Source organism: Holdemania filiformis, assembly GCF_003459085.1.
Lineage (GTDB): Bacteria > Bacillota_I > Bacilli_A > Erysipelotrichales > Erysipelotrichaceae > Holdemania > Holdemania filiformis.
The window spans coordinates 13,979-40,413 of the sequence record NZ_QRUP01000026.1 but is presented as its reverse complement, the minus strand read 5'-3'; the positions used below and the strand labels follow the sequence as shown (position 1 = coordinate 40,413).

The 26,435-nt window shown below is 49.7% G+C and carries 29 protein-coding genes; 7 read left to right on the top strand and 22 right to left on the bottom strand.

Annotated features, from left to right (window positions below):
* On the top strand, nt 1-867 hold the full coding sequence (locus tag DWY25_RS15700; protein ID WP_117896016.1) for a PTS system mannose/fructose/sorbose family transporter subunit IID: 867 nt from the start codon (nt 1-3) through the stop codon (nt 865-867).
* Between the two features lie 169 nt (nt 868-1,036).
* Here DWY25_RS15700 and DWY25_RS15695 read toward each other — a convergent pair whose 3' ends face one another.
* Both DWY25_RS15695 and DWY25_RS15690 read right to left on the bottom strand, forming a co-directional pair.
* Complete coding sequence (locus DWY25_RS15695; protein ID WP_220412967.1) at nt 1,037-1,351, bottom strand: barstar family protein; 315 nt, start codon at nt 1,349-1,351, stop codon at nt 1,037-1,039.
* Complete coding sequence (locus DWY25_RS15690) at nt 1,348-1,821, bottom strand: ribonuclease domain-containing protein (RefSeq protein WP_117896015.1); 474 nt, start codon at nt 1,819-1,821, stop codon at nt 1,348-1,350. The genes DWY25_RS15695 and DWY25_RS15690 overlap by 4 nt, the downstream gene beginning before the upstream one ends.
* A 200-nt stretch (nt 1,822-2,021) precedes the next feature.
* Here DWY25_RS15690 and DWY25_RS15685 point away from each other — a divergent pair, with 200 nt between their 5' ends.
* Complete coding sequence (locus DWY25_RS15685) at nt 2,022-2,363, top strand: hypothetical protein (RefSeq protein ID WP_039863535.1); 342 nt, start codon at nt 2,022-2,024, stop codon at nt 2,361-2,363.
* A 150-nt stretch (nt 2,364-2,513) separates the two neighbouring features.
* Here the strand turns inward: DWY25_RS15685 and DWY25_RS15680 are convergent, their stop codons facing one another.
* The 13 genes from DWY25_RS15680 to DWY25_RS15620 form a co-directional block, all read right to left on the bottom strand.
* A complete protein-coding gene (locus tag DWY25_RS15680) occupies nt 2,514-2,939 on the bottom strand; it encodes a hypothetical protein (RefSeq protein WP_117896014.1) in 426 nt (141 codons plus the stop codon).
* A 12-nt stretch (nt 2,940-2,951) separates the two neighbouring features.
* A complete protein-coding gene (locus DWY25_RS15675) occupies nt 2,952-3,659 on the bottom strand; it encodes a zinc metallopeptidase (RefSeq protein WP_117896013.1) in 708 nt (235 codons plus the stop codon).
* 113 nt (nt 3,660-3,772) lie between these two features.
* A complete protein-coding gene (locus DWY25_RS15670; RefSeq protein ID WP_117896012.1) occupies nt 3,773-4,330 on the bottom strand; it encodes a hypothetical protein in 558 nt (185 codons plus the stop codon).
* Nucleotides 4,331-4,375: 45 nt separating this feature from the next.
* Entirely contained in the window at nt 4,376-4,918 is a 543-nt protein-coding gene (locus tag DWY25_RS15665; RefSeq protein WP_117896011.1) for a hypothetical protein, read from the bottom strand.
* A complete protein-coding gene (locus DWY25_RS15660; RefSeq protein ID WP_117896010.1) occupies nt 4,915-5,598 on the bottom strand; it encodes a permease prefix domain 1-containing protein in 684 nt (227 codons plus the stop codon). Before DWY25_RS15660 ends, DWY25_RS15665 begins: the two co-directional genes overlap by 4 nt.
* Entirely contained in the window at nt 5,595-5,933 is a 339-nt protein-coding gene (locus DWY25_RS15655; RefSeq protein ID WP_006057303.1) for a PadR family transcriptional regulator, read from the bottom strand. Before DWY25_RS15655 ends, DWY25_RS15660 begins: the two co-directional genes overlap by 4 nt.
* 294 nt (nt 5,934-6,227) lie before the next feature.
* Nucleotides 6,228-7,673, bottom strand: coding sequence for a glycoside hydrolase family 1 protein (locus DWY25_RS15650; RefSeq protein ID WP_117896009.1), 1,446 nt, complete (start codon nt 7,671-7,673; stop codon nt 6,228-6,230).
* Nucleotides 7,670-8,356 carry a hypothetical protein gene (locus tag DWY25_RS15645; RefSeq protein ID WP_117896008.1) on the bottom strand — a complete coding sequence of 229 codons (687 nt, stop codon included), beginning with the start codon at nt 8,354-8,356 and terminating at the stop codon, nt 7,670-7,672. The genes DWY25_RS15650 and DWY25_RS15645 overlap by 4 nt, the downstream gene beginning before the upstream one ends.
* On the bottom strand, nt 8,350-8,961 hold the full coding sequence (locus DWY25_RS15640) for a YczE/YyaS/YitT family protein (RefSeq protein WP_117896007.1): 612 nt from the start codon (nt 8,959-8,961) through the stop codon (nt 8,350-8,352). Before DWY25_RS15640 ends, DWY25_RS15645 begins: the two co-directional genes overlap by 7 nt.
* Entirely contained in the window at nt 8,945-10,387 is a 1,443-nt protein-coding gene (locus DWY25_RS15635) for a family 1 glycosylhydrolase (protein WP_117896006.1), read from the bottom strand. The genes DWY25_RS15640 and DWY25_RS15635 overlap by 17 nt, the downstream gene beginning before the upstream one ends.
* A gap of 157 nt (nt 10,388-10,544) precedes the next feature.
* Nucleotides 10,545-10,859 (bottom strand): PTS sugar transporter subunit IIA, encoded by a 315-nt coding sequence (locus tag DWY25_RS15630; protein WP_117896005.1) that lies wholly within the window; start codon nt 10,857-10,859, stop codon nt 10,545-10,547.
* 23 nt (nt 10,860-10,882) lie between these two features.
* Nucleotides 10,883-12,238: a PTS sugar transporter subunit IIC gene (locus DWY25_RS15625; RefSeq protein ID WP_117896004.1), complete on the bottom strand. Its 1,356-nt coding sequence runs from the start codon at nt 12,236-12,238 to the stop codon at nt 10,883-10,885.
* 24 nt (nt 12,239-12,262) lie between these two features.
* Nucleotides 12,263-12,577: a PTS sugar transporter subunit IIB gene (locus DWY25_RS15620; protein WP_117896003.1), complete on the bottom strand. Its 315-nt coding sequence runs from the start codon at nt 12,575-12,577 to the stop codon at nt 12,263-12,265.
* 181 nt (nt 12,578-12,758) lie between these two features.
* On the opposite strand from DWY25_RS15620, the gene DWY25_RS15615 reads away from it, so the two are divergent.
* Nucleotides 12,759-14,657, top strand: coding sequence for a BglG family transcription antiterminator (locus DWY25_RS15615; RefSeq protein ID WP_117896002.1), 1,899 nt, complete (start codon nt 12,759-12,761; stop codon nt 14,655-14,657).
* Nucleotides 14,658-14,669: 12 nt separating this feature from the next.
* Nucleotides 14,670-15,305 carry a hypothetical protein gene (locus DWY25_RS15610; RefSeq protein ID WP_117896001.1) on the top strand — a complete coding sequence of 212 codons (636 nt, stop codon included), beginning with the start codon at nt 14,670-14,672 and terminating at the stop codon, nt 15,303-15,305.
* A 184-nt stretch (nt 15,306-15,489) separates the two neighbouring features.
* Here DWY25_RS15610 and DWY25_RS15605 read toward each other — a convergent pair whose 3' ends face one another.
* The 3 genes from DWY25_RS15605 to eda form a co-directional block, all read right to left on the bottom strand.
* Entirely contained in the window at nt 15,490-16,248 is a 759-nt protein-coding gene (locus tag DWY25_RS15605; protein WP_006057317.1) for a type IV toxin-antitoxin system AbiEi family antitoxin domain-containing protein, read from the bottom strand.
* Between the two features lie 340 nt (nt 16,249-16,588).
* Complete coding sequence (locus DWY25_RS15600; RefSeq protein ID WP_006057319.1) at nt 16,589-17,611, bottom strand: sugar kinase; 1,023 nt, start codon at nt 17,609-17,611, stop codon at nt 16,589-16,591.
* 21 nt (nt 17,612-17,632) lie between these two features.
* Complete coding sequence (gene eda, locus DWY25_RS15595) at nt 17,633-18,595, bottom strand: bifunctional 4-hydroxy-2-oxoglutarate aldolase/2-dehydro-3-deoxy-phosphogluconate aldolase (protein ID WP_117896000.1); 963 nt, start codon at nt 18,593-18,595, stop codon at nt 17,633-17,635.
* Nucleotides 18,596-18,792: 197 nt separating this feature from the next.
* Between eda and DWY25_RS15590 the strand changes: the two genes are divergently transcribed.
* A complete protein-coding gene (locus DWY25_RS15590; RefSeq protein ID WP_006057321.1) occupies nt 18,793-19,446 on the top strand; it encodes a helix-turn-helix transcriptional regulator in 654 nt (217 codons plus the stop codon).
* Nucleotides 19,443-20,693: a CCA tRNA nucleotidyltransferase gene (locus DWY25_RS15585; RefSeq protein WP_117895999.1), complete on the top strand. Its 1,251-nt coding sequence runs from the start codon at nt 19,443-19,445 to the stop codon at nt 20,691-20,693. Before DWY25_RS15590 ends, DWY25_RS15585 begins: the two co-directional genes overlap by 4 nt.
* Before the next feature lie 71 nt (nt 20,694-20,764).
* Here the strand turns inward: DWY25_RS15585 and DWY25_RS15580 are convergent, their stop codons facing one another.
* Both DWY25_RS15580 and DWY25_RS15575 read right to left on the bottom strand, forming a co-directional pair.
* On the bottom strand, nt 20,765-21,667 hold the full coding sequence (locus DWY25_RS15580; protein ID WP_117895998.1) for a sugar phosphate isomerase/epimerase family protein: 903 nt from the start codon (nt 21,665-21,667) through the stop codon (nt 20,765-20,767).
* 223 nt (nt 21,668-21,890) lie between these two features.
* Entirely contained in the window at nt 21,891-23,816 is a 1,926-nt protein-coding gene (locus DWY25_RS15575; RefSeq protein ID WP_181981864.1) for an FAD-dependent oxidoreductase, read from the bottom strand.
* Between the two features lie 181 nt (nt 23,817-23,997).
* On the opposite strand from DWY25_RS15575, the gene DWY25_RS15570 reads away from it, so the two are divergent.
* Complete coding sequence (locus DWY25_RS15570) at nt 23,998-24,771, top strand: MurR/RpiR family transcriptional regulator (protein ID WP_117895996.1); 774 nt, start codon at nt 23,998-24,000, stop codon at nt 24,769-24,771.
* Between the two features lie 190 nt (nt 24,772-24,961).
* Here the strand turns inward: DWY25_RS15570 and DWY25_RS15565 are convergent, their stop codons facing one another.
* Nucleotides 24,962-25,408 (bottom strand): MarR family winged helix-turn-helix transcriptional regulator, encoded by a 447-nt coding sequence (locus DWY25_RS15565; protein WP_050766895.1) that lies wholly within the window; start codon nt 25,406-25,408, stop codon nt 24,962-24,964.
* 138 nt (nt 25,409-25,546) lie between these two features.
* Nucleotides 25,547-26,386 (bottom strand): metallophosphoesterase, encoded by an 840-nt coding sequence (locus DWY25_RS15560; RefSeq protein ID WP_117895995.1) that lies wholly within the window; start codon nt 26,384-26,386, stop codon nt 25,547-25,549.
* Nucleotides 26,387-26,435 lie beyond the last annotated feature (49 nt).

The following is a 26,435-nucleotide window of genomic DNA, read 5'->3' as shown; positions in this document are numbered from 1 at the left end:
ATGGCTAAGAAAATCAGTGAAAAAACATTAAAGAAATCCTTCCGGACCTGGTTCCTCTGGAACGGCTGTTCCCAGCAGGCGGAATCGATGCTGGGCATGGCGTTCGGTCAGGCAATGGCCCCGGTCATTGAAGAATTATACGACACAAAAGAAGAACGGGCGGCTGCGCTGCAGCGTCATATCACGTTGTTCAATACCGAAGCGCAGGTCGGTTCGATCTGTAACGGCATTGTCTGCGGTCTGGAAGAAGCTAACGCTAACGGCCAGTGTACGCCGGAACTGATCAGCAGCGTCAAAGTTGCGCTGATCGGCCCGACATCCGCAATCGGCGATTCACTGTGGGTTGCGACGATCATCCCGATCCTGCTGACAATCTGCCTGTCGATCTCTCAGGCTTCCGCCAATATGCTTTGGCTGGGACCGGTCATCTACATGCTTGTCTATCCGATCGGCACCTGCGCGCTGAGCTGGTTCCTGTTCAAGCTGGGCTATAAGTCCGGTCTGGAAGGGATGCAGACGTTTATGGCAACTGGCCGGCTGAATTTACTGACGGACACAATGACCGTCCTGGGCCTGATCGTTGTCGGCGCCCTGACCGCATCCTTCGTTTCCTGCACACTGCCGATCCAGATCGTCAAAGACGTCTATGACGCCACAACCAACACGATTCTGGAAAGCCAGGTACTGTTCAACGCCGATTCCGTACTGAACTCCATCTTCCCGCAGATCCTGCCGCTGGGCCTGACATTAGGCGTCTATGGTTTGTATGCGAAGAAGAAATGGTCGCCGTTGAAATTGATGGGTCTGATCCTCGTTCTGGCGTGTGTCCTGACCTTCATCGGCTATGCCACTGGTTTCTACGCATAAATTGATGTTTCTGCGTTAATTCTAAATCTATCCGGTTTATCCACGCTTCCGGCCCTCCGGCCGGGCATGGATACTCCATCCGCGCTGCTTCACTCACAGCCTGGATGGAGTTTTTTTTATGGAAACAGGACAGCCGTGAATCGCTGTCCTGTTCTCTATTCTTTTCGGATTAATTTTCACTTTCAGGTTGACTGCCAACCTTCTCCGCCGGCGTTGTTCCATCGGATAGATGAAGGAAAGGATTGTTTGCGGCCGCTTCCTGTAAGGTCGCAAGCAGCGCATCTGCATAGCTGCCTAAATTTCCATGCAATTCGTCCTTATTCAGGAATCCTATTTCAACCTCTTCCTGCGTGGTACTCAACATATCATAGAGCGCGTCGAGATTCTTTCCATAATAATCGGGAAAGGCGAGCTGATCTTTGAGCTGTTGATGCAGCGTCTGTTTATCCCGGCAGCTGCGGCCGTCGATCAAAGCACGCTTCATTCGATTCCCCTTACCGCTTCAAAGCTCGCGTAATGATCGTCGGAATAATATATCAGACCGTCATCGGAAAAGACAAGGCGTTCCTTTCCCCGGTAGCCGCCTTGATAGTCAATATCACATTCATACCAAGTCCGGCCCTGAGCGTTGGGAAGCAGTCCTTCACGGTTGCCAAAGCGGTCGCCGCCGATGGATTTCCCTTCGGCCACATCCCACAGATTCCCTTTCGCATTATCCCACCCCAAAGCCTGGGCTTCCTTTTTCGTGATGTAGTTCTCCGGCAAATGTCCATAGGCTTCCAGATACTCTGCAACTTCCTCCTTCGTGGAATACCAGCCGTCTTCCTGGACCGTTATCGTTTCTTCTGTCGGCAGAGACACCGCTGGCGTGATCTGCGGCGACGGTGATGAAGCACACCCCAGCAAGCTCAGCACCATCATTAGCGCCAAGCCTAATTTCAATCTCAGTTTCATAAACACGCTCCTTTTTTACCATGATAAAACAAAATGGAAAAGAACGCAAAGTCCATTCCTCTCTTTCCACAACATAAAAAGATTTGTTTCTTCTTTAATCGTCATTTTTATAAGGAATCTCTTGAAGCTCACCTTTTCCCGGTGCTAGAATAGTAACGTTGTTGGCTGATGAAGCCAACAAAGAAAGAGGGGATTTGTTGATGATCATTGAAGGAAATCCAAAAGAACTCGCCGCGATGGAACAATTCCATAACGGCAATCGTCAGGCCGGTCTGGCGCTTCAGGAAGAATTCGCCGCCGCTTTCCGCGAAGAGTACAAGGAAAAGGATCATTGTCCATGCCGGAAAGCCTGCCGCTATCATGGCAATTGCAAGGAATGCGTTGCTATCCACCGCGCTCATCAGGAACATGTGCCGAACTGCATGCGGCCGCTGATCAACAAGAAGCTTAAGCTGCTTTCCGAATTGACGGAACACACCCTCGCCCGCGAAATCGAAGCGCCGCAGGAAATTGAACGGAAAGAATTCCAGACCGTAAAGTAAAAAAGAATTTTCCTCAGTCCTGACGGCTTCACCTAAACAATCTGAACAGACTTAGCGACAAACAGCCTGAAACTTCCATAAACCGGAAATCTCAGGCTGTTTTCATTTTGGTTTTCAAACTGGCGGAAATGATAAGCAGGCAGATGAAGTTCAGTTCGCTGAATCGAAATTCAATTGAGCCGCGAGCTCCGTCATCTCATTGCTTTCCAGGATAAATTTCCGCAGTTCCTTTTTCTTCGCCGCTTCCAGCGCAGCTTCTACCGTCTGCGGGTCCAGAAAGACCAAACAGCTGCGTTCGGTACCGAATACCGATTCGCCCCACACAACTTCGCCGTCTTCCGTTCCCGCTAAATCCCGGTAGACGCGGCTGCAGAAGGTTTCCATTTCAGCGATCAGCTGAGCGGCGCAAGCTTCCCGCTTACGGATATAGACTTCCGCTTCCTCAATCGGAATCCACCAGGCGTCAACCAGAACTCCGCCCTGAGTAACCGGGTAGCCCATAAAGGTTTCCGGGCCGTTGTGTTTGGCTTGAAGTTTTCGGTTCAGCGCCCGGATTCTTTTCTTTCTTGAATTCACCGACACTGCCGCTTAGCGCCGATCATTGCGCTGAACGATATTCAAAAGACGCAGAAACTGGGTAATCGCGACCGCCAGCGCCGCAACATACGTCATCGCCGCCGCAGACAGCACTTTCTTGGTCGAGCCCACTTCCTCACTTGTCAGTAATCCGCAGTTTTCAATCGCAGCCACCGCTCGATGACTAGCGTCAAATTCAGTCGGCAAAGTGACTAACTGGAATACGACGCTCAACGCGAAGCAGGCCACGCCGATATACGCGATCGTGATCGCCGAGCGGCCCATGCTGGAGAAAAGCAATCCCATTAAAATCAGCGGCGTGGACATCCGGGATCCGATATTCGTCAGCGGAATGATCGCGTTGCGGATCTTTAACGGTGCGTAACCCCGAGCATACTGGATCGCATGTCCGGCTTCATGCGCGGCCACACCGACCGCGGCAGTAGATGCTGAACCATAAACTGAATCGGAAAGCCGGATAACATTGGTGCGGGGATCGAAATGATCGGTCAGATTTCCTGATACCCGTTCGATCCGGACATCATACAAACCGTTGGCATCCAGTACTTCCCGCGCCGCGTCATAGCCGGTCATCCCGTTGCGCGTGCGCTGCTGGCTATATGTGCGGAACGTCGAATTCACCCGGGCACTGGCCCACATGGAAAATCCGATCGCCGCCAGAACTAATAAATAAAAAATATCGTAAAATGCGTAGAACATAGACATTCCTCCCTATCAGGCAAGTTTATTCTACACGATTTCACGAAACTTTCCACTAGACAACCGCACAGCTTTGTCAATCTCGGTGACAAACCGGGAATTTCGTAATGAAACTAACCAAGAACCGTTCTTTCCATTAAAACTCGCCCATCCTTATCTAAAGCTCGATAGATTCCCGGCCAACAGGAAACAGATGCCTCCGGAATTTCCAGAGCGATCAGCGCAAAATCATCATGCCACTGTTCCGCGATCCACGTTAAACCGTTATTCAGCTGAGCTTCCACCCGCGCTACACACGGATCCCTGCGCACGATCACCGCTATATAAATTCCGTCATTTTCCACCATTTGAAGATCATAGGCTTCCTCCGAATTCATCACGATGTTGATAAAACCGCCGAACGGCTCATAAACGAAGCCTTTCCGCTGCGCGCCCATGACTGCGATCTTATCTTGTTCCTGATTGGTATAGAGATAGATGCGCTTATTGCCAACCTGAACTTCCGCAATCTTTTCCTCAGGATCAAAATACAACCCCCGCAAGGAATCCTCCGTGCAAATTTGCGAGGAAAAATACCATCCCTGTGTCAAACCAAGAAAGGTCAGACTGGCTAAAATAACACAGAAACCGATTCCCAACTGAGCGCTTCGTTTCATTTTAATGCGTTTCATGGTTTTCTCACTTGCTTCTCTCGATTTCTTTTGTTACAGAGAGGATCATGGATAGATCCGCTTCTCAACAAGATTTCCCTGCGCATCATAGGCCCGGTAGGTTCCCACCCATGTCGCCTCTTCAGAGTTTTCCAGTTGCTGGACCTTGATTGAAAAATCATGCTCCCATTGATCAAAAACAATTACTGGCCGGTTTTTACCGGGATCTATTTCCACCTTCATGATTTCAGGCTGGCTGCGATGGATGACAAACAACTGATTTTTCCCGTCACTCAGTCCGTCGATTTGAAATGCTTCGTCAGCATCCGCATAATCATTGTGTGTGCTCCCTCCGGTCGTGACGTAAAAAATACCCGCCGTCTTCCGTGCGCCATGCAGCGCATATTGATGGTCATTGGCGTACAGATAATAATAACGATCCCCAATCTGAACCTCGTCGATCTTTTCAGCCGGACTGAAATACAGTCCCCGCAGCGAATCTTCCACGCACGCCTGGGGTGACAGATAATAACCGCTCATCCATCCCAACACGACAAGGGTGATCAGAATCAAGGCTACGCCTATCAAAATCTCTCTTTTCCTTTTCATTTTTTCAACTCCAATTGTTTCAGGTCTAACGTTACCCGCTGTCCGTCGATCAAGGAAAGCTCAATCACGTCGGATGCCGGCGCTGTGAAAGTAAGCATTCCTTTCGATCCGAATAAAGAGGTTGCTTCAAAATAAGGATAGACCGGGAGGCTGTCGTCTCCATTTTGGATAGAGAAGAAGTCCACCGACCAGCCGGAACGGGAATAGGACAGCTTGTTCCGGATATGATACGTTAAGATCAACTTTCCTTCATCAGATTTCCAAAGAGCATCCAACGTCACGGTATGTCCGGCTAATTCAACCTTTTCATTCACGACTGCGATCTTTTCGGCCTGTTCAGGAGTCATAGGCAAAAGGTATTGAATTTCATTCCATCCTACAGTAAGCAATAAATAAACTAAGACAATCCCGGCAATCGCCGCACAGGACATCGTGATCAGCCAGAGCCATCCTAAAAGCGGATGATGAATTCGGTTCAGTTCCTGGCCGACTGCCTGCGGATCCCCCATTCTCGCAGCCGCTTCCGCCTGCGCTTGTTCCGGAGTTAAGCCTTCTTCCTGCATCAGATCTTCGGCGCTGTCCTGCAGATGAGCGCGCAATTCATCGCCGATTCGGCCGCGGTCCAGAAAGAAATGAATCTGCGCCGTCACAGCTTGGACATAAGTCTCAATCGGATTCATGATCCGCTGCCCTGAAACGAAAGCACCTGATTGACCGCCGAAGAAAAATGAGACCATTGTTCCTGCTGGACTTCCAACTGCTTGACGCCCCGGGCCGTGATGGCGTAGTACCGGCGCGTGCGTCCGTTGACTGTTTTGTTTTCCGAACGGATCCAGCCTTCGTTTTCCATTTTGTGCAGAATCGGATACAACGTGCCTTCCTTAAAATCAAAAGCGTCGTTCGATCGGTCTTTGAGCGTCTTGATCAGCTCATAGCCGTAGCGCTCCTGTTCCTTCAACAAACTTAATACCAGCAAAGCGGAACTGCCGGCGATCAAGCCTTTATCATAATTCATAAACAGCCTCCTTTCATACCTAGAGTTTCTATGCTTTCATTATACATAGTATTTCTAGGTATTACAAGGCAAGATAAATTAATTCTTTCTGCCTTAGGTCAGTTTCTTGGAAACCAAAAGAAAAGCTGTGTTCCTGACACTTCAAGTTCACAGCATTCCGTTCAGTTTTGCCGCAGCTTTAAAAACGTCTTTCTGCCGCACTATTTAACTTTCTTTTCAACCCTGCTTCTGTTGAAAATAAGAAAATAATCAGAACTGAGCTAATTCGCTTTCTTCCATCACCATAATTCTTTACTAATCGAGCTTTTCTCCATTTGAAGCGATCACCCGTTTCAGCCAGGCATAGCTATCCTTTGGGATTCTCCTTCGGCTTCCCTGACCTACATCATTCTGATCAACATAGACAAACCCGTAGCGTTTGGAAATCTCGCAGGATGAACAGCTGATAATATCGATCGGCGACCATAGATAAATTCCCCGCAGATCTACGCCGTCCGCCAACGCCTCCTTCATCTGTTCAATATGCAGTTGGTAATATTCACGACGGTCATCATCATGGATGGCACCGTCAGCGGACAGTTCATCCTTTAACCCTATCCCGTTTTCCGTGATATAAATGGGTTTTTGGTAACGGTCATAATAAGCATTCAACGCAATCCGCAAACCGATCGGATCTATGGACCAGCCCCACGGATTAGCCGGCAGGCGAGGATTCCGGTAGGCGCCGTGCCCATCTTTCCAACTTTTCTGATCGCAGATCCGCGTATAGTAATAGGAAAATGAAAAGAAATCTGCCGTATTCTTCAGGCTTTCAAGCTCTTCCTCCTTCACTTCTAAATGAAAGCCTTGATCGTGGAAATAACGCCAGGCATACCCCGGAATTGTTCCCCGCAGCAGGACATCGCCATAGAAATACTGCATCTGATTACGCTGCTGCGCAGCCAACACATCACTAGGATCACAGGTTGCCGGATAAGCTGGACCGCCGCACAGCATCATTCCGATCTGAACGTCCGGATAGCGCCGATGCGCATATTCCGTGATTTGCGAACAAGCAATCATTTCGTTAATCACGCCCTGCATCTTCGCTTCGTTGAGATGCCTGACACGATCAGCCGGAATTCCCAGGTGATTAAAACTCTCATGATCGATTAAATTGATCTGATTCACCAGAATCCAGCGATGCACCTGATCATGATACCGGTCGAGCACCGTTTTTCCGTACCGGACAAAGAAATCAATTGTCCGCTTATCTGACCAGCCGTTATAATTTAAAGCCAAATCCAATGGCATTTCATAATGCGACAGCGTAATCATCGGCTGCATCCCGTTTTCCAGAATCGTTTTAATGACCCGATCATAAAATCGCAAGCCGGCTTCATTCGGTAAGTCATCATCACCATGCGGATAGATCCGCGACCAGTTGATCGAGGTCCGATATCCTGTCAGACCCAGACCGTTTTTACCTAACAGCCGCAGATCCTCCGGATACCGGTGATAGAAATCTGTGCCCCACCGCTTTGGATAAATTCGGTCCTTCGCTTCCAGCGCTTCCTGTATCTGAACCGTCGTCATTTCGGTATTGCATTTCTGATCCAGAGGCAGACTTTCAACATATTCATTGATATCCGCCAGACAGACGCCCTTGCCATCCGCTTGCCAGGCGCCTTCCATCTGATTTGCCGCAAAGGCTCCGCCCCAGATAAAATCGGAGGGAAAAGCAGATGTTGTTTCGTTCATGATTTCAACTCCTTTCGTTTACTGAGCGCCAGGAGTCCCGCCAGTTCCATTCCATAGGCGATGAAGCTGACGAGCATCCCCCATTTTCCATATTGAATCATCATCAAAAGGAACAATCCCAGGCCAAACTCCGACAACCGCTTCACCGTTTTTTCCGTTAACATCCGCCGGAACAGCTGAGCCAGAATCAGGAAAACCAGGATCAGCTCGATCAGTGCCAGAACCAGCTCCAGCGGCCCGAGAGAAGCATAAGCGGCGCTCAATATCGCGGCCGATGCCGCGGGAAGCTGAGCAGTCTGACCGCTGACCTCCAGCAAGCCATACTGAATCAGCGGAGAAGTACCAGCCATTGTCACGACAAACGTATTGATCAGCGCATAGCCGCCGTAAATCAAACTGACTCTGCCAAGTGAAGCCGGACGTGAACGGCGGAAAAACAACGCTGCGGTCAGCGTCCAGGTCAAGACCGCCGTGATCAAATAAAAGACCGTGGAGATGGGCGTATCCAGATTCAGCGACCAGGCATTTTTGAACACATTCAAAAACAGATTCGCGGTTAAATAAAATGCGGCTCCCAACAAGACGCCTGGGATTTTCGGTTTCTCTTTCGCTGTGAGAATCAGCGTGAGCGGCAGAGCCAGCCCCATAACGCCCAGGACTGACAACAAAATCAATTTCAACATGGCTGAGTTCTCCTTCCCCTTTGAAACCGATGAATCAGCGGGCCGGTCGTGACAATGGAAATCACCGTGCCGACGCCCGCGATGCCGCCGGCCAGACAGCCCAGCACCGTCAGCGCCAGATCCGCACCCCAGCGCAGAATCGAATACGATATGCCCAACCGGGCCTGTGCCGCATGAAGCAGGCTGTCCAGTCCATTCATGCCCAGCTGACAGCGGATCAGCATCGCCAAGCTGAAGGCGTACACTGTCTGCCCGAGGAGAAAGACGAGCAGGCGTCCGGGCAGACTGATTCCGGCGATCAGACTGCCGGTCAGCGCCACCGTGCCGTCAATCGCGAAGCCGGTGACCAGCGCTGAAATCACAGTGCCGGCCCCAAAGTAGTTCCGCGCTGTCAAAAACGCCGCCGCGATCAAAACCAGATTGTACAGCCGCGACGCCTGACCGTAGCTGATATGCAGCTGGCAATGCAGCCCATCCTGGAAAACCGTGACCGTGTCCGAACCGATATTCGCGTTTAAGATCAAGCCGACGCCCACGCCGATGCCCACGCCGGCCAGCGCTGCCAGAACCGCTGTCTTCCACGACAGGCTAGAGATCCGCTCCATTCGTTTCAATCACCCGCTTATACCAGTCAAAGCTCTTTTTCTTAAACCGTTTCCGGCTGCCTGTGCCGTCGTCGTTCAGATCGACATACACAAAGCCATAGCGCTTGGACATTTCGTTGGTCGTGCAGCTGACAATATCGATCGGTCCCCACGCGCAGTAAGCGAACACGTCGACGCCGTCGCGGATCGCTTCCTTGATTGCCTTGAGATGCGCCCGCAGATAATCAATCCGGTAATCATCCTCGACCGTTCCTGCTTTCAGCTCATCCAGCGCTCCCAGTCCATTCTCCGCGATCATCAACGGCAGCTGGTAGCGGTCATAGTACACGTTGAGCGAATTGCGCAGTCCCAGCGGATCGACGCACCAGCCCCAAATCGAAGCCGGAAGCAGCGGATTGCGGGAGATATCATTCAGATCAGCCGTGTTGTGAACCGCTGAATTCATCCGCGAGTAATAATAACTGAATGCCATATAATCGGCAGTATAGCGGTGAATCAGATCCAGTTCCTCCTCCGTCATCTCAATGTTCAGCTGATGATCCTCAAAATACCGCAGTGCATAGCCCGGATACTGTCCGCGGATGCGCACGTCGCCATAGAAGAACTGACTCATCTGATTCTTCTGCAGGGTGCTGAACACATCTTCCGGCGACGCAGTTTCCGGGTAGCAGTTATGATCAGAAATCATCATGCCGAGCTTGAATTCCGGATCGATCTCCCGTCCCAGCTTGGTCGCCAGCGAACAGGCGACAAACTGATTGTGAATCGCCTGGTATTTCGCTTCTTCCAGGTTGTCGACCTGATCGCACAAAATTCCCAGGGAATTAAACGATTCGACATAAATCAGATTGATCTGATTGATCAAAATCCAATATTTCACCTTTCCCTGATAACGCTCAAAACAAGTCCGGGCAAAGCGGGCGTAAAATTCGATCAGGCGTTTATCGCGCCACCCGCCGTATTCCGTCACCAGCTTTAACGGCAGTTCGTAGTGAAACAGCGTGATGATCGGCTCCATGCCGCTGGCCACAATCGTATCGATCAGCTCATCGTAGAATTGCAGGCCTTCTTCATTGGGCTGTTCGTCGTCACCGTTGGGATAGATCCGCGCCCAGTTGATCGAAGTGCGGAAGGCTTTCAGTCCCAGCTGCTTCATCAGCGCCAGATCATCCTTGTAGGTGTGATAAAAATCAATGCCGCTGCGCTTGGGGAACTGCCAGTCCTCGCTGATCGCTAATAATTCGTTTAACCGGGTGCTGGTCATTTCTGAATCCGCGTCGCGCTTGCCGCCGCGGACTAAATGGGGATTGTGCCAGTCTACGTCCGGAACGGACAGCCCTTTGCCGCCTTCGTTCCATGCGCCTTCCGCCTGGTTGGCCGCGATGGCGCCGCCCCATAAAAAATTGTCTGGAAATCCGTGTTTCATCGCTTCCTCCTTATTTACATTTCGTGTTTCACTTTCACATTTCGCACTCGTGCGTTTCTTCCCTTCATCCTGCCGGCCTTACCGCCGCTAGATTGTTGAGCCTGAAACAGCCTGATTGGAAAAGAAGCTGCCTGGGATGCAGGCAGCTGTCTGTCGTTTATGCGTGCCGCAGGAAATACAGTTCGCTGAGTTCTTTAATCAGATCGATCGTCGCCATTGTCGTCATCAAATGATCCTGGGCATGCACGACGATGATCGAAAACTCGGCGTGCATCTGTCCGGCAGCCTCCTCCTGAAGCATCGCGTACTGCACTTTGTGAGCCTCGTTAATTTTATTTTCCGCTTCTTCCATCTTCGCTTCATAGCCGGCGTGATCGTTCTGTTTCGCCGCTTCCAGCGCTTCGTAAGCGGAGCTTTTCGCGTCCCCGGCATACGAGATAATTTCAAAAGCTGTCATTTTGATATCGGTCATGTTTCTGCCTCGTTTCTTTTGTCTTATGCGGATGCGTGAGCGGACGCTTCCAATTCAGCCGCTTCCCCGTTTTCCTGCTCGATGCAGCGTTTTTCATAGATCTTGAAGAACGGATAATAGATCACCCAGTCGATGGCAAACATCACGACGACTAACAGGCAGGAGCGCCAGTCCAGCGTCGAGATGAACGCGCCCAGCACGGTCGGCGTTGTCGAGGTCAAAAACAGGAACGAATGATTGACCAGCCCCAGCGAGGTGCACAGCCAGCCCAGCAGGATATTGGCAGACGGCGCTAACATGAACGGAATGACCAGAATCGGATTCAGGAAGATCGGCAGGCCGAAGATCACCGGCTCGTTAATGTTGAACAGCGATGGGACGATCGCCACCTTGCCGACGGCGCTGAGCTGTTTCGACTTGCTCTTGACGCACATTGCGCACAAGGCCAGCGTGGACCCCGCTCCGCCGATGCAGGAATAATACGCCCAGAACGACTGGGTATAGACGTGCGGCAGAGCATTCAGCGCGGTACCGGCCGCGAAGGCTTCGGCATTGGCAGTCAGCGTGACCAGCTGGAGCGGATCCAGAAGCGGCCCGACGACCGTCGTCGGATGAATGCCGAACGAGAACAACAGGTTTTCAAACGCGGTCAGCACGGTGACGGCGACCGGGTTTTCCACCGCCACGGTAATTAACGTGAAGATGTACTGCCACAGCTCTGGCAGCAGCTTGCCGAAAGCCAGCTGGGAAATCACGCTCAGCGCATAGAAGAGTATCAACGCGTAGACATACGGGAAAATCGTACTGAACGTATTCTCAATGACCTGCGGAACGCTCGGCGGCATGTGAATCGTCCAGCCCTTCTCAATCGAAATCCGCATGATTTCCACCGATCCCAGAGCGACCAGACAGGCGACCAGAATGCCGACAGAGCCTAAATAGGCAATCGACATCGCGCTGGAAATGACCGGCGAGGCGATCAACAGATAAATCGAGGTCGCGCACACCGCGAAATTGACGGCGTTCTTTTTATAATGCTCGGCCAGCGAATACGCTACGGTGAAACAGATAAAAATTGAGATGATGCCCAGCGTCGCTCCATACGGCGCGTAACAGATGTCCTTGAAGTTCGTCGACATCTGGAACCAGGCGTTCATGAAGGCGTCAAAGAAACCAACGCCGGTCGCGTAGCCTTCCTGCCACGGACACTTATAGATTAAGAAAGCGATGCCGCCGACAAACGTAAACGGCAGCGCGCTGACGACGCCATCGCGGAGCGCCAGAAAGTGCGGTTCGGTTCCGAAGAAGGTCGCCATCGGCATACATAGTTCTTCAAACCGGTCGAGGAATTTCTTTTTTTCGTGCTGTTGTTTCGCCATGGAATAAAGTCCCCCTTTTCCCTTTTATTTTTGTTTCGCCTGTTCGCTGCGGCGAATCTGATCCAAAATCGCCTTACCGTTGCAGCGGCCGAAGTCTGCCGGTTCAATGTTCATGACCGTTAAGCCCTCATACGGCTCGGCCAGACTCTGCACCGTTTTGATCTGATAGCGAATCTGCGGCGCCAGCAGGACATAATCATATTTCCCCATGACCTTCTTCGCATCCGACAGCGACTTCGCTTCAATTGTCCACGGTTCGTCGCTTGTCAGGTTTTCTTTCATTTTCTGCAAGACGACGCTGGTGCTGGAACCACAGGCACAGACCAGTAAAATGTTCATTGCGTACTCCTCCTCTTTGCTTCTGACTTATTTATACCACCGGAAAGAAAACGGTGTAGGAAAGGAATTCCCTATCGAAAAGGTAAACATTATTTGAAGAATTTACCTTTGTGTTAAAGAAGATAAAGACAATTTCAAATTTTATAATTGTTTATAATGGAAAAGAAAAGAGGGGCGTTTTATGTACGAAAAAGACCGGCTGATCCTGCTTCAGAAGCTGATGGCTTCCTCGGAACCGCTGTCCAGCTCGGCGCTGGCTTTTATGCTGAACGTCAGCGTCAAGACATTGTTGAAATACATCAATCAGCTCAAGGATGAATTGATGGAAAACGGGGCTGATATTTTAATCAAGCGCGGATCGGGATCGGTGCTGATCGTCTACGATCCGGATAAATTCAATCACTATGTCCAGTCTTTAAGCGTGGGGGAAGGGGACGGCGTCGGCTCTCCGGAAAACCGCAAAAAGTATCTGCTTGCCCGGCTGATCACAGAAAACGAATATCTCAATTTATATGATCTGGCGGATGAAATTTATATTTCTCCTTCCTCGCTGCGTAAGGATCTCAAGGAGCTGAAACCGACGCTGGAACGTTATCATCTGACCCTGCAGCACAGCCACAGCAGCGGCTACCGGATCACCGGCAAGGAAAAGGATATCCGCCAATGTCTGTCCAAGGAAGCGTCGATCAGCGGGATCATCGACTTCCTGCCGCAGGAAACGATGTATAAATCCAGCCAGCTGAGCCTGATTCAGCACGTCATCGCAGAATCGCTGATGAACGCCAACATTTCAATCACCGCCGATTCCTGCAGTGCCCTGTCGCTGCATATTCTGATCGCGATCAACCGCGTGGAAACCAACAATATCATCAACCAGGAAGTCAGCGAAGCCATGCGCCAGTCGCTGGAATACAAAACGGCGATTGATATCAACCGCTCGATCGAGGAAATTTTCCATGTGTCGCTGCCGGAAGCGGAACTGTGTTATTTTGCCTTCCATATCAACGGGAAAAAGAAAATCAATGCCGATCATGGAAGTCTGGGTGAGGATCTGCCGCAGGATGCCGTTGTTTTTTATAATTTATTTCTGCGCAATATCTTGAAGCTGTCCAAAATCGATTTGTTTGAGGACAAGGATTTACGGGCGAATCTTTTAACGCACATCGTGCCGTTTCTGCACCGGCTGGAAAACAACATGCAGGTTACGCAGTCGAATCTGTCATCGATCCGCGACGAGTTTCCGTTCGCCAACGAGCTGGCCGTCTGCGGCCTGTCGTTTATTCCCAGGAAGTACGGCATCGCCGTGTCAGAGGAAGAAATCATGTACTTCACGCTGCACATCGCGCTGGCTTTGGAGCGGGGACCGGAAGCGCGGGTGAAAGTGAATATCGCCGTGATTTCCAACGATATTTCCAGTTTGTTTAAGCTGATCGCTTACCGGCTGAACAAAACACTGGCGGATTTTATCAATCTGATCAAGCTGTTTGATGCGAAATCGCTGGATGCGGAGGAGTTAAAAAAGTTCGATGTCATTCTTAACGCGACGGAAGTAAATCTGCGTTTCGATAAGCCGACGTTAAAAATCCAGCCGAGTCTTTCGGAGAATGATCTGCATATCCTGCGCCTGATGCTGAACAATCTGAACGAGAAGTTTCATCTGGACAAACTGATCCGTCCTGAGCTGTATCTGGAAATCAGCGCTTCTTCACGTCAGGAAGCCTTGATGAAGCAAATTGAACACATTCGAAAAAGTTTGCCGCTGCCTGCAGATTTCTATGATTCCGTCGCCGCCCGGGAGCGCATGGGGACAACCGAATATAATAATAAAATTGCGATCCCGCATCCGTTAAACCCGGAACAGCTGCCGAATTTTATCTCCATCTGCAAGCTGAAAAAACCGGTGACGTGGAACGCGAAACCGGTTCAGATTATTTTCTTGGTCTGTATCAATGAGAATCAGGCATTGACACGGATTTTCTTTGATAAAATCTCCAAAATTATTCAAAATAGTCATCTGGCTTTTGAATTGTTGGAAACGAGGAATTATGATGAATTTATGGCAAAGTTCAGTCAGTTCTAAAGGAGGGATTCGATGTTCACTACCTTTCCCAGCTGTCAGTTTCAGGCTGCCCATCCGCAAACTGCCGCTAAAATAAGGGATTATCTTAAATGCCGCTGGAACGCTGAAACGACAGGCTGCTGTCGGAGTGAGGAATTGAAGTTTCAGTGCGGCGATACATTGGTCACGGTCTGTCTTAGCTGCACAGCGATTCTTAAAGAGCGATTTCCTTCTTGTTCAGTCATAACACTTTATGACTTGTTGGAGCAGGATTGTGAGTTTTGCTGGCCTGATGCGCGCCAACAGGCAATCACAGTCCAGGACTGTGCCCGGGCAGATGCCTCTCTGCGCCGTCAGGTCCGCGGCCTGCTGACGAGAATGAATTATGCTGTGCATGAAATGGATGAGGCAGCACCGCCCACCTGCGGTACCCTTCTGATGAATCCGATCAGCGATCGAAATCGGCAGAGCGCACCGGCTTACTTTAAATCGCTGCAGGCTCAGGTAAAAATTCTGGATTCTGCCAAGCAGCAAAAGCTCTTGCAAGCTCAGGCTGGTTACTATCCCGACAAGCAAGTGGTCGCCTACTGCAACAGCTGTTATCAAGCGCTGGGTTCTTTGAATATCGAGCGTTTTCATCTGTTAGATCTGATTTTTATGAAAGGCTGATCCGCAGCTGTCCGTAATGAGTATATCTGGGATGTATGATTTTTTCTTAAAGTTTTATCACCAGAACGTGTGGGATGAAAAAACTAAATAATTTAAAATTTCTGTCAGTCTTAAGACCTTTTCGAGCGTATCACGCACGAAATTCATCGTTCTGGCCTGATCTGCGAGTTCTGTTCTGTTGACCTCAAACAAACGAAAGACCTCCTTTATCTAATAGTTTTTCAATATTTCTGGGAACATACAGATTCCATTTTACATCCAATACCGGGCTCTCATTTTTACAGTCTTCATAGAGATAGCGACAGCTTTTCCGATATTCTTTCCTGCAGAGTTCAAAGAATTTTGGGCTCAATTTCATATTCGGGAAAAACGTACAAAAGAAGCCTGCTTTCTGCCATAGAAATTGATTATCAAACGCCGTTAAGACCGCAATCAAATTTTCCTCATTCACAACAGTGATCATGGAAAGGCAGCGCAGCAGTTCTTCAAGGCCGCCGATTTTATCAAAATCCTTAATGTTATCCGCAATCGTGCGCTCAAGATCTGTGACTCGAATCCGTCCGGACTGTCGAATCCCTAAATTTATTTTTGGAGATACACGCCGATAGTATCTCCCGTCGAAATCAAATGAACGGAAACGATGAGCAGATGTCACATAGACATCCGCAAACACTTGATTAGTCAGTCCGTAATACTCAAATGCTGTGTGATGAGAAACGCAGGCATCCGCGGTTATTCCTGAGGCAATCTCAAAACTATTGCAGACAGACGTGCCAGTTTCAAGATTCACTGCCACGTAGTAATTTTTACGAACGTCGGTTATCCATCCTCTTTTTTTATATGTGTAAAGCAAAGTATCCGCAGTCCGGATATTATGCGTAAGAGCAGCAACATCCTCACGACTGAAACATCCCATCTTTAAAAGTTTTACATAATAATCCATAGGCTCACCTCTTTTTAAAATTGACACAATTTACTTTATTATACAAGTAATTTGTGTCAATTTTAAAAGAATCATGATTAAAATTCAAGTTCCTGTAAAAAATTGAGATCTCAGTTTTAAGCAGAACTGAGAATAAATCATAATTCAGACTGGCGAGCGAAGTCTTTGTCAGCATTAAAGACACAATCAGAATTATTAAATCCTATATTGATTATAGCAGGATCCGCAGGCGTATTCATCTCATTTGAGTTCCATTAGCTGAAACCCTTGTTTATATTTCATTACAAAAAAATCCTCTGCCCCCTGAGGGAACAAAGGATTGATAATTCATTGTTCTAAATTACCGCTGAACACGCCCGGAGCCGTCGCCGCCCGCCAGCGCTTCAACTTCCTCGGCGCTGACCAGATTGAAATCACCGTTGATCGTGTGCTTCAATGCCGAAGCCGCGACCGCGAATTCCAGAGCTTCACCCTGCGTCTTCTTGGTTAACAGGCCGTGAATCAGGCCGCCGGAGAACGAATCGCCGCCGCCGACCCGGTCGATGATCGGATTGATCTCATACCGCTTGGACTGATAGAATTCCTCGCCGTCATAAATCAACGCCGACCAGCCGTTATGCGTGGCGGAGAAGCTTTCGCGCAGCGTCGTGCAGACTGTCTTGAAACCAAACTGGACGCGCATCTGCTCGAAGATTGTCTTGTAGCCGTTCAGGTCCAGCTTGCCGCTGGAAACATCCGTGCCTTCCGGCTTAAAGCCCAGGCACAGCTCTGCATCTTCTTCATTGCCGATGCAGACATCGACATACTGCATCAGATCTTTCATGACCGCCTGCGCTTCCGCCGGTGTCCACAGCTTTTTACGATAGTTTAAATCGCAGGAAACGGTAACGCCGTGCTTCTTCGCCGCGATGCAGGCCGCTTTGGTCAAAGCCGCACCGTTGGCGCTGATCGCCGGCGTGATGCCTGACCAGTGGAACCAATCGGCCCCTTCCATGATCTTATCGAAATCGAAATCATCGACCGAAGCCTCGGCAATCGAGGAACCCGCACGGTCATAAATAACCTTGGAAGCTCGCATCGACGCTCCGGTTTCCAGATAATAGATGCCGACCCGGTCGCCGCCGCGGGCGATGTAATCGGTATGCACGCCATACCGGCGCAGGGCGTTCACCGCCGACTGACCGATTTCATGCTTCGGCAGCTTGGTGACATAATACGCATCATGACCATAATTAGCCAAAGAAACCGCAACATTCGCTTCACCGCCGCCGTAAACGACGTCAAAGGAATCAGACTGAACAAAACGAGTATTGCCCGGCGTGGACAAACGAAGCATAATTTCGCCTAATGTAATGATTTTCATAATTGAGATTTACCCCTTTCCTTATGCCGCATTTTTCAGATGGATCGCAAAGCCGCCGATTTCACCTTCAAAGTAAGCAAATTTCAGATGACCCTTGGCATCGAACTGTTTCGTTTCTTCAACGAATTTGTAACCCCGTGCTTCAAAGTAACGGACAGCGCGATCCACAGAATTCACGGTATAACAGATATGTCCATGCGTGCCGCGTCCGTTCTCATTCATGACTTCCACAGTCTCGCCCGCAAAGAAGCTCTTGGATGTGGCGCGGACGTCGCACTGAAGCAGACCCGCCATTTCGTTCGCAATCCCCTCGGAGGTCGACGGCGTGGCGTTGATGCCGACATGATCCAGCTTCAGCCCCAGCATCGTCTTGACTGCGTTCTGCGTCAGTTCCTTAATCTTATCGAATTCCCCGTTGGCAATCAGCTTGGAATCGATCATCCAGGTACCGCCGCACGCTACGATCCGGTCATAGGCCAGGTAATCGCAGATATTATTTTCCTTAACCCCGCCGGTCGGCATGAAGTTGACGTTCACATACGGAGCCGCCAGCGCCTTAATCATTTTCAGGCCGCCTAACGGCTCAGCCGGGAAGAATTTCACCGTGGTCAAGCCAAATGACAACGCTGCTTCAATATCGCTGGCATTCGCGCAGCCTGGCAGAATCATGATGTTTTTAGACTGGCAGTAACGAACGATCTCCGGATTCAGTCCCGGCGAAACGATGAACTTCGCGCCCGCTTCGATCGCGTCGTCGACCTGCTTGGTCGTCAGAACGGTGCCTGCACCCAGGATCATGTCCGGGAACTTTTCATTGATGATCTGCATCGCACGCTTGGCATGTTCAGTACGGAACGTCACCTCAGCGACAGGCAGTCCACCTTCGCACAGCGCCTTGGCCAGTGGTTCAGCGTCTTCAATCCGGTCGATTTTGATGACCGGCACAATGCCGATCCGGCTGATTTTTTCTAAAATTGCATCCATGATTTCCACTCCTTTTTCTTGAATGAGTTGATACACTTCTAGTATACATGCTTTCCCGGGTTTGTAAAGAGATGTTCTAAATTTTTTTTAGATATTTAGTAATATACTAAAAATATTTTAGGTTTCACTCGGACTATCTTGACAATTTACCACTCCTCTGAAACAATATTCGTTAGAGAATAAAGGAGGGATCGCCAGTGAATTCAATCGAAGAACAACGTCTGCTTTTTTCTCAGATCCTGGATCTGTTGGAACATCATTTCGGACCGCAATGCGAGATCGTGCTGCATGACAACACAAAGGATTACGCGCATACGATCATTGATATCCGCAACGGTCAGATCAGCGGAAGAAAGATTGGCGACGGCGGCGGAGCCTGGGGGCTGGAGGTTCTTTCCAGCGAACAAACCGATACTCACCGCTATAATAAAGTCATGGTGACCGACGACGGCCGGATCATCCGCAACAGCTCGATTTTCTTTCAGGACAGCGAAGGGAAGAATATTGGTTCGCTGTGTCTGAATACCGATATCACGCCGCTGGTGGAAGCGCAAAAGAACCTGGATGCGTTTACCCTGCTTCCGCAGGAAGAAAAAAAGATTGGCGAGGAACCGTTTACCAACGACGTCAATCAGATTCTGGAGCTGCTTCTGCAGGAATGCCGCAAGCGGATGGATAAGCCGGCTAAGGAAATGAACAAGGAAGAAAAGATGGAAATCGTGCGTTTCCTTGATCACAAGGGCGCCTTCCTGATCACCAAGAGCGGCGATAAGATCTGCGCTTTCCTCGACATTTCCAAGTTTACGCTTTACAGCTACCTGGATACCATCCGCAAGGAAGATAAAGAATGAATCCCACGCTGCGCAGCGCCGGTTTGACCTGCCTGAAGCTTCTTAATGAAGCCGAATATGAAGCCTGGTGGGTGGGCGGCTGCGTGCGCGACACATTGTTGAGCCGGCCGGTTCAGGATGTCGACGTGACGACTTCCGCTTTGCCTGAACAAACGATTGTCTGTTTCCGCAATGCCGGCCATCCGGTCATTCCGACGGGATTGAAGCACGGCACCGTGACGGTCATGATTCAGGATATCCCGATTGAAGTCACTACTTATCGATCTGATTCCGATTATCAGGATCACCGTCATCCGGAATCTGTTCGCTTTACACGTTCCTTATGGGAAGACTGCGCACGGCGGGATTTTACGATCAACGCGCTGTGCTGGCATCCGGATCTCGGACTGCGCGATTATTTCCACGGCCAGCGGGATCTGAAAAATAAAGTCATTGCCTGCATTGGTAATCCTTACCAGCGGTTTGACGAGGACGCGCTGCGAATTCTGCGGGCATTGCGGTTCGCTTCCACCTTAGGCTTTGCACTCGATCTGGGTACGCGTCAGGCGCTCTTTCATCAGAAAGAATTGCTGCGGGTGTTGTCTGCCGAGCGCATTGCCCGGGAAATGGAAAAAATGGTCGTCGGACTCCGCTGGCCGGAAATCTTCGCCAACAACTATGAAATTCTGGCGGTTCTGTTTCCGCAGCTTCCTGCCTTGCAATCACCGCAGTCAATTCAAAAAGCGTTCGATGCGTTCCGGTTCTGTCCGCCGGTGACGCTGCCCAGGCTGGCCTGTTTCTTTCTGGAAACGGAACAAACACCTTTGGTCTATTGTATCGATCAGGCTCAGCATTGGTCTCAGCAGCTGAAATTTTCCAATCAGAATAAGAAAAATCTGATCCAGCTTGTCCGCTATCAGAATCACCCGATTCCTCAGGACCGCGTAAGTCTGCGGCTTTTGATCCATGAACTTCCGGATCGATTCGGAGAATGGATTCAGCTCCAACAAGCCTTAAACCGGCTTACGCCTGAACAAGCCGCCCACCTGATCGCTGCCAGCGAAGAAATCCGCGGACACGATTGCCTGACCCTCAAGCAGCTGGCGATCAACGGGGCCGACCTGATCGCCGCCGGCTGTCCGCGTCCTCAGATCTCCGCACTTTTAAAGCAATCGCTGACCGCGGTGATGGAGGATCAGATTCCGAATCAAAAAGCTGCGCTTTTGTGCTTTGTCCATCAACAACGAAAGCCGGAACACCAGGAGTAAATCTCTGGGGAACCGGCTTTTTTTGTCTTCTTAATGATTTATGAAATTAGCCGCTCTTTTTCTTCCCGCCGTTAATTCCAGTTCGTTGTGAAATAACCGTTTTCCTGAACGAATTCCAACGTGCGCCACATTTCCACGGCACGGGTTAATCCTTGTTCATAATCCGGCATCGGCCAGCGGAAGAACTCGAAGGTCGCGGTACCCGGATAATCGATGGCTTTGAGCGCTTCGATCACTTCGATCCAATTCACCGTGCCGAAACCGATCGGCAGGTGCTGATCCTTTTTCCCATTGTTGTCATGCAGATGCACTTCATACAGCTTCTTCCCCATGCGCTGGATCGCAGCCGGGATATCCACACCGTCCACGTTCGCATGGCCGACGTCCAGACAGAAACCGACGTTCTCCAGATTCACTTCTTCCACCAGCGCAATCAATTCGTCGATCTGACTGTAAAAACGTCCTCCGTAGATATTCTCGACCGCCAATCGAATTCCTTTCTCCGCGGCTTGCTGACCAAACCAACGCAGGTTTTCCACAACCCGCCGGTGGGTTTCTTCCGCGCCCCATTTTTCCACCGACGCCTGATGGACGATTTTATTCTTCTTAAATCCGCCGTCGGAGAACGTCCCCGGATGCACGACGAACACGCCCGGATCCAGGACACTGTAAATATCCAAGCTTTTCTGCATATAATGACGAACCCGTTTTTGTTCAGGATCCTCCTCATCCAGCACTGAACCGACGAAATGATAAGACGACAGCTTCATGCCTTTCCGGACAGCCAGCGCGTGAATCTGATCGGCAAATTCCTGATCTTCGGCATCCTTTTCCGGATACACCTCCTGATCCCAATAGGTATTGAACGTATGAATTCCCAGTTTCAGCGCCATTTCCATTAACGCTTCCGCTTTGTTGAGATCCAGCTTGCCCTCGGCATTGCTAAAATCAAAGTGCAGTGAACATTCTCGCATAAAATTAAAGCTCCTCTCTGGATCTTATTATACCGCAGTTTTCCTCTGACTGAACGACCTTCGGGTAAATCTTCCGTTCATTCCCACCGAAAAACAAACAAACCAGAGATCCTTTTCATCCTGATCCCTGGTTTGCATTTCTTGATTTCATTCTATCTCGCTGGTCGATCTAGTTTTTCTATTCCTCTTTTAAAACATTTATAAGTCTGGATAAACGTTCAGCTTAATTCAAGTCCCGTTTCACTACATTGTGAACGATCTGCTTGGCCAGCGCTTTTCCCTGGGCAAACGAACCGTCGATGCCGCATTCGCCGGCTAAAACTTCTCCAGCCGCAAACAGATAAGGAATGGCCTCTCCGCTCTCCTTAACCACCTGCATCGTATCATAATCTACGACCAGGCCGCCGATGGTAATATGTGCCGCAGGAACACACGGATAAGCATAATATGGACCTTCCGCAATTTCACTGTTCGGTTCAAATGTTGTACGGCCAAATTGCGAATCCTCATGGGTTTTCGTCATTTCATTATACGCCTTAACCGTAGCTTGCAGAGCCTGCGGATCCATGTTAATCTGCGCCGCCAGTTCTTCCAGCGTATCCGCCATGTACAGTTCGCCATTCTTTAACATGTTTTCCACATCCGTGCCGCCCTGTGTTTTACCATCCTGAATTCCGCTGTTATTCGAACTGGAGATGATATAGGCCTGATCGCCGGTCTGTTCAAAGATCGCCGCCGAAATATCCCAGCGGGTTCCTGTTTCATTCGTGAACCGCTGACCTTCCTGATTGACCATCAGACATGATGCCGATGCGCCGACAATGGCTTCCGTAGAACCCGTTTTGATATCCGCCATCGGGAACATCATTTCTGCTTCCATCTGATCGACAGCTGCACCTAATTTCTGCGCCATGACAATGCCGTCGCCCGTCGCACCCGCAGTATTGGTGCTTAAAACGTCTTCCGTCATGCCTTCCCATAACTCATTGTATTCCACTAACATTTTGCCATTGCCCGCAAATCCGCCCGTCGCTAACAGCACACCCTGACGTGCCTTGACGTTGTATTGAGTTCCGTCTGCACTGACCGCATGGACACCGGTTACCGCACCTTCCTCGTCGACAAGCAATTCCGTCACCGGCGTGCTGGTATAAATGTCAATCGGATACTGATTCTCTTCAATGTTTTTTTCAAAATAATGGAAATAGCCTTCACCCGAGTAAAAGTTTTTTACACTGGTCCAGCGCGGCCAGCTGTATCCGACAATACCATGCGCCTTTTCCCATTCAACGCCCATCTCTTCGATCCAATCGTCGAATTCCTGCAGTGTTTGTGCAAAATACAAATAATCTTCGAGGTTGCCGCCATCTGTGCGAACTCCTTCGATCGCCATCCATAACGGACTGTCGAAAACCTTCGTGCGATCGGTAGCCTTCCAGGCTTCAACTTCCGCCGTAAATTGATCCCAGACCGCCGCTTCTTCCTCACTTTGCGGTCCCTCTTCTAAAGCATTCAGCACTCTGGCTTCATAACCCGCATCATTGTCGGCCTTGAGTTCTTCCGGTAAGCCCAAGTTTTCAATAAAGCCGCCGCTGACGATGGCATTCCCGCCGATATTCGCCTGTTTTTCAAAGACGATGACAGAGTCCGCCCCTTCATCTGCGGCGCTGACCGCAGCGGCCATACCGGCTGCGCCGGCGCCGACAATCACCAGATCGGTCGTCAAATCAATGACTTCTTCCGACTTCTGGGTATTATTCGCCGCTTGCTTTAACTGTTCAACATCACCGCCGGCCTGTCTGACGGCGTCTGCTGCAGCTTCTAAAATCGCATCTGAGGTGATCGTCGCTCCGCTGATCACGTCGATATTCAAACTCGGTTGATCCACGATCTGTTGCGGAATCTGTTCCAACGGTGCATCCGAAATATTCGGTGTTTCGTGATGCTCCGTCACTTTGGCGGAAATAATTGCCTGATCGGAAAATTCCATTGTCAGCGCAAGTTTTCCCCCTTTTCCATTTTCGGAGATGCCGGTATACGTTCCGGCCTGATAGGTCTGGCCTTCCGGTTGTTTCGCAGACTGCGAACAGCCGCTTAACAGTGAAGCTACCAAGCCAAAAGCCAGGACTGTTTTCAACACTTTCTTCATAAGTTCCTCCCTCATTTCCTCTCTATTCTACCAGTCTTCATGAGGGAACCTCCGATCAGCTTTAGAATTCATTTCCAGTTTTTGAAAAGATTTTCTAAAACTGAAAATCGCTCTTTTTTAACGTCTTCAAAACAGGTATACTAAAGACAAGACCCGCAAAACGAAGCGGACAGGAGCCTTTATGTTAATCTATTATATCTTGAATTTATTAAGCAATACTCGTTCGCGGAATGATACATACGGGACCATCGCCCGGCAGTTAAGCCGGAATATTTCGAAACTGGACGACTATTCCCTGACAGCGCTGGCTGAGATCTGCAGCGTATCGCCTGCTTCTTTATCCCGTTTTACCCGCTTAATGGATTACCGCAATTACAGTACAATGGCCAACCAGCTTCAGGAGGCAATCCCGGATTACGTGCATGGCGACGGACAGCTGCTTATCAAGAGCCCGCTTCCCCATGAAAAGGGACAAACCGCCATGCGCAGGCAGCTGGATCAGATGAATGAGCTGGCCTTTCAAGCTGTGCAAACCGTCGATTTAACAGAAGCTGCCCATTGTTTAATCCAGTCCCCAAAAGTCGCAGTCTTTGGATCGCCAAAACCGCAGGCCGCCTTGATGCTGCAGATGGAGCTGGGGATGCAGGCAATCGAATGCACGAATTATTATGCGCCGGAAGATCAATATCCCGAGATGCAGGCGTTAGAGGCAGGCTGTACCGCAGTTGTTTACGATTGTTACGATCATGACTCAATCCTGCCTTATATCTTATCGCTGCGGAAACCGGACGTAAACCTGATCTTAATTTCCTGCTCAGAAAAACTGAAAGCTACTTATAATCCGGATTTTTTCCTGGCCTATCCCAATCTGAACTTTGCGATGAATCTTGCTTTAGCCGATCAGATTACCCTTTACCTGGTTTCCGAATTACAGGCCGCCGCCGAAGCTCGGTAAAGTTTTTCCTGCCCGCTCCGCTTGGAGCGGGTTTTCTTTTTGTTATTCCGTTTGTTATTCCATTGATTATCCCGAGGTTCATCTCGACCAGAATGCGAGTTCTGCGTTTCTCTCCAAGTTTACTTTCTTCTCGGAAATGAAAAAAGAAGTCTTCCAAGGGGGAGGACTTCCAGTCTTTGACGTTTCGAAATTATTTCTTTTCACTTTGAAATTGGAAGCGATGAAGCAGCTGTTGAAACAACAGAACCTCGGCATCGGAGAAACCGTCCATGCACTGCATACAGTAGCGTCTGAACTCAGTTTGGATGAGATCTGAAGCGGATTTCCCTTTCTCTGTCAGGAAGATGTTCATTACTCGGCGGTCCTTGTCATTGCCTATCCGCATCACGAGATCTTCACTCTCCATTTCTGAAATGATTTCTGAAATTGTGGAGCGCTTGCTTGCGGAAATGACCGCAATTTCCTGTTGATTGATCCCGTTATGATCAGACAACAGATGCAGGATTTTGAGATGGGATAACTTCAGATCCAAAACTTTCAGCGCGTCCGACTTCACTTCGTAAAACTGCTTGATCAGGTCGGAAAACATGATAAACGCTTTCGTATCTAAATTCACTACGTCCCGAATTTGATTCATGAACTCACTCCTTTCTTTTTTCTTATTATAAATCAAAAGTCCAGACGAACGATAGAATTTTACCGAATTCAATGTGAATTAAACGTTTTATTTCACTTTTCAGGCTAGACAAAAGAAAAGAACAGGAATCCTGCTCTTTTACTTAAGAATCGGTGTGATTTCAATCACTGGAATTTCTACGGGATTGTAGATCCGCGGTAAATACCACCGCTGGCACAAACCGCGCGAAACGACCAGGTCTGAGTTCTGCTCCCGATATAAACCGCCGGCCCGCTTTGGAAACCAGCCTTGCCGAGGCGCGAACAAGCCGTTAATCAGTCCCGGAATCCGGACCTGTCCGCCATGGGCATGTCCGGAAACGATCAAATCAAATCCAAACTGCGCATAGATTGGCGACCGTTCCGGCCGGTGCGCTAACAAAATCGTGTATTCCGGACAATCCTGCATCGATCCCAATTCGTTCATCAGTTGGACTTCTTCCTGTTGATCCCGGTCAATATACGCATATTTGCGCGGATCATCAACGCCGCACAGCGTCAGTTTCGTCCCGCGGATTGTGATTGTTTCCCTGGTTTTATCCAGAACGGTAATTCCAGCCTGGCGCACCCGCGCTTTAACCTCCGGCAGCGTGATCAGAGTCTCGATATTTTCATGATTGCCTGTGCAGTAATAACACGGCGCTATCGCTGAAACCTGATCGAGAAACATTTCCGCACCCTGCAGCGGTTTGATATCGTCGATGATATCTCCCGGCATGAGAATGAGATCGCACCGGGACTGCCGCAGCTTATCCAGCAGCCGTTTTTGATCCGGACCATAGACCGTGCTGTGCAGATCGGAAACGACCGCCAGTCGGACCGGCGCTTTGATTTTCGGACTGGACAGCGTATAGGATCGGAATCGGATTGGAAAACTGACGAGCCAGCCGATCAACAGATAGGCGGCGGCCAGGCCGAGAAAGAGAAGGGCCAGCTTCATCGCCCGCCTCCTTTTGTAATGTCTGCGGTATCGTTATGCGGTTGCTTCA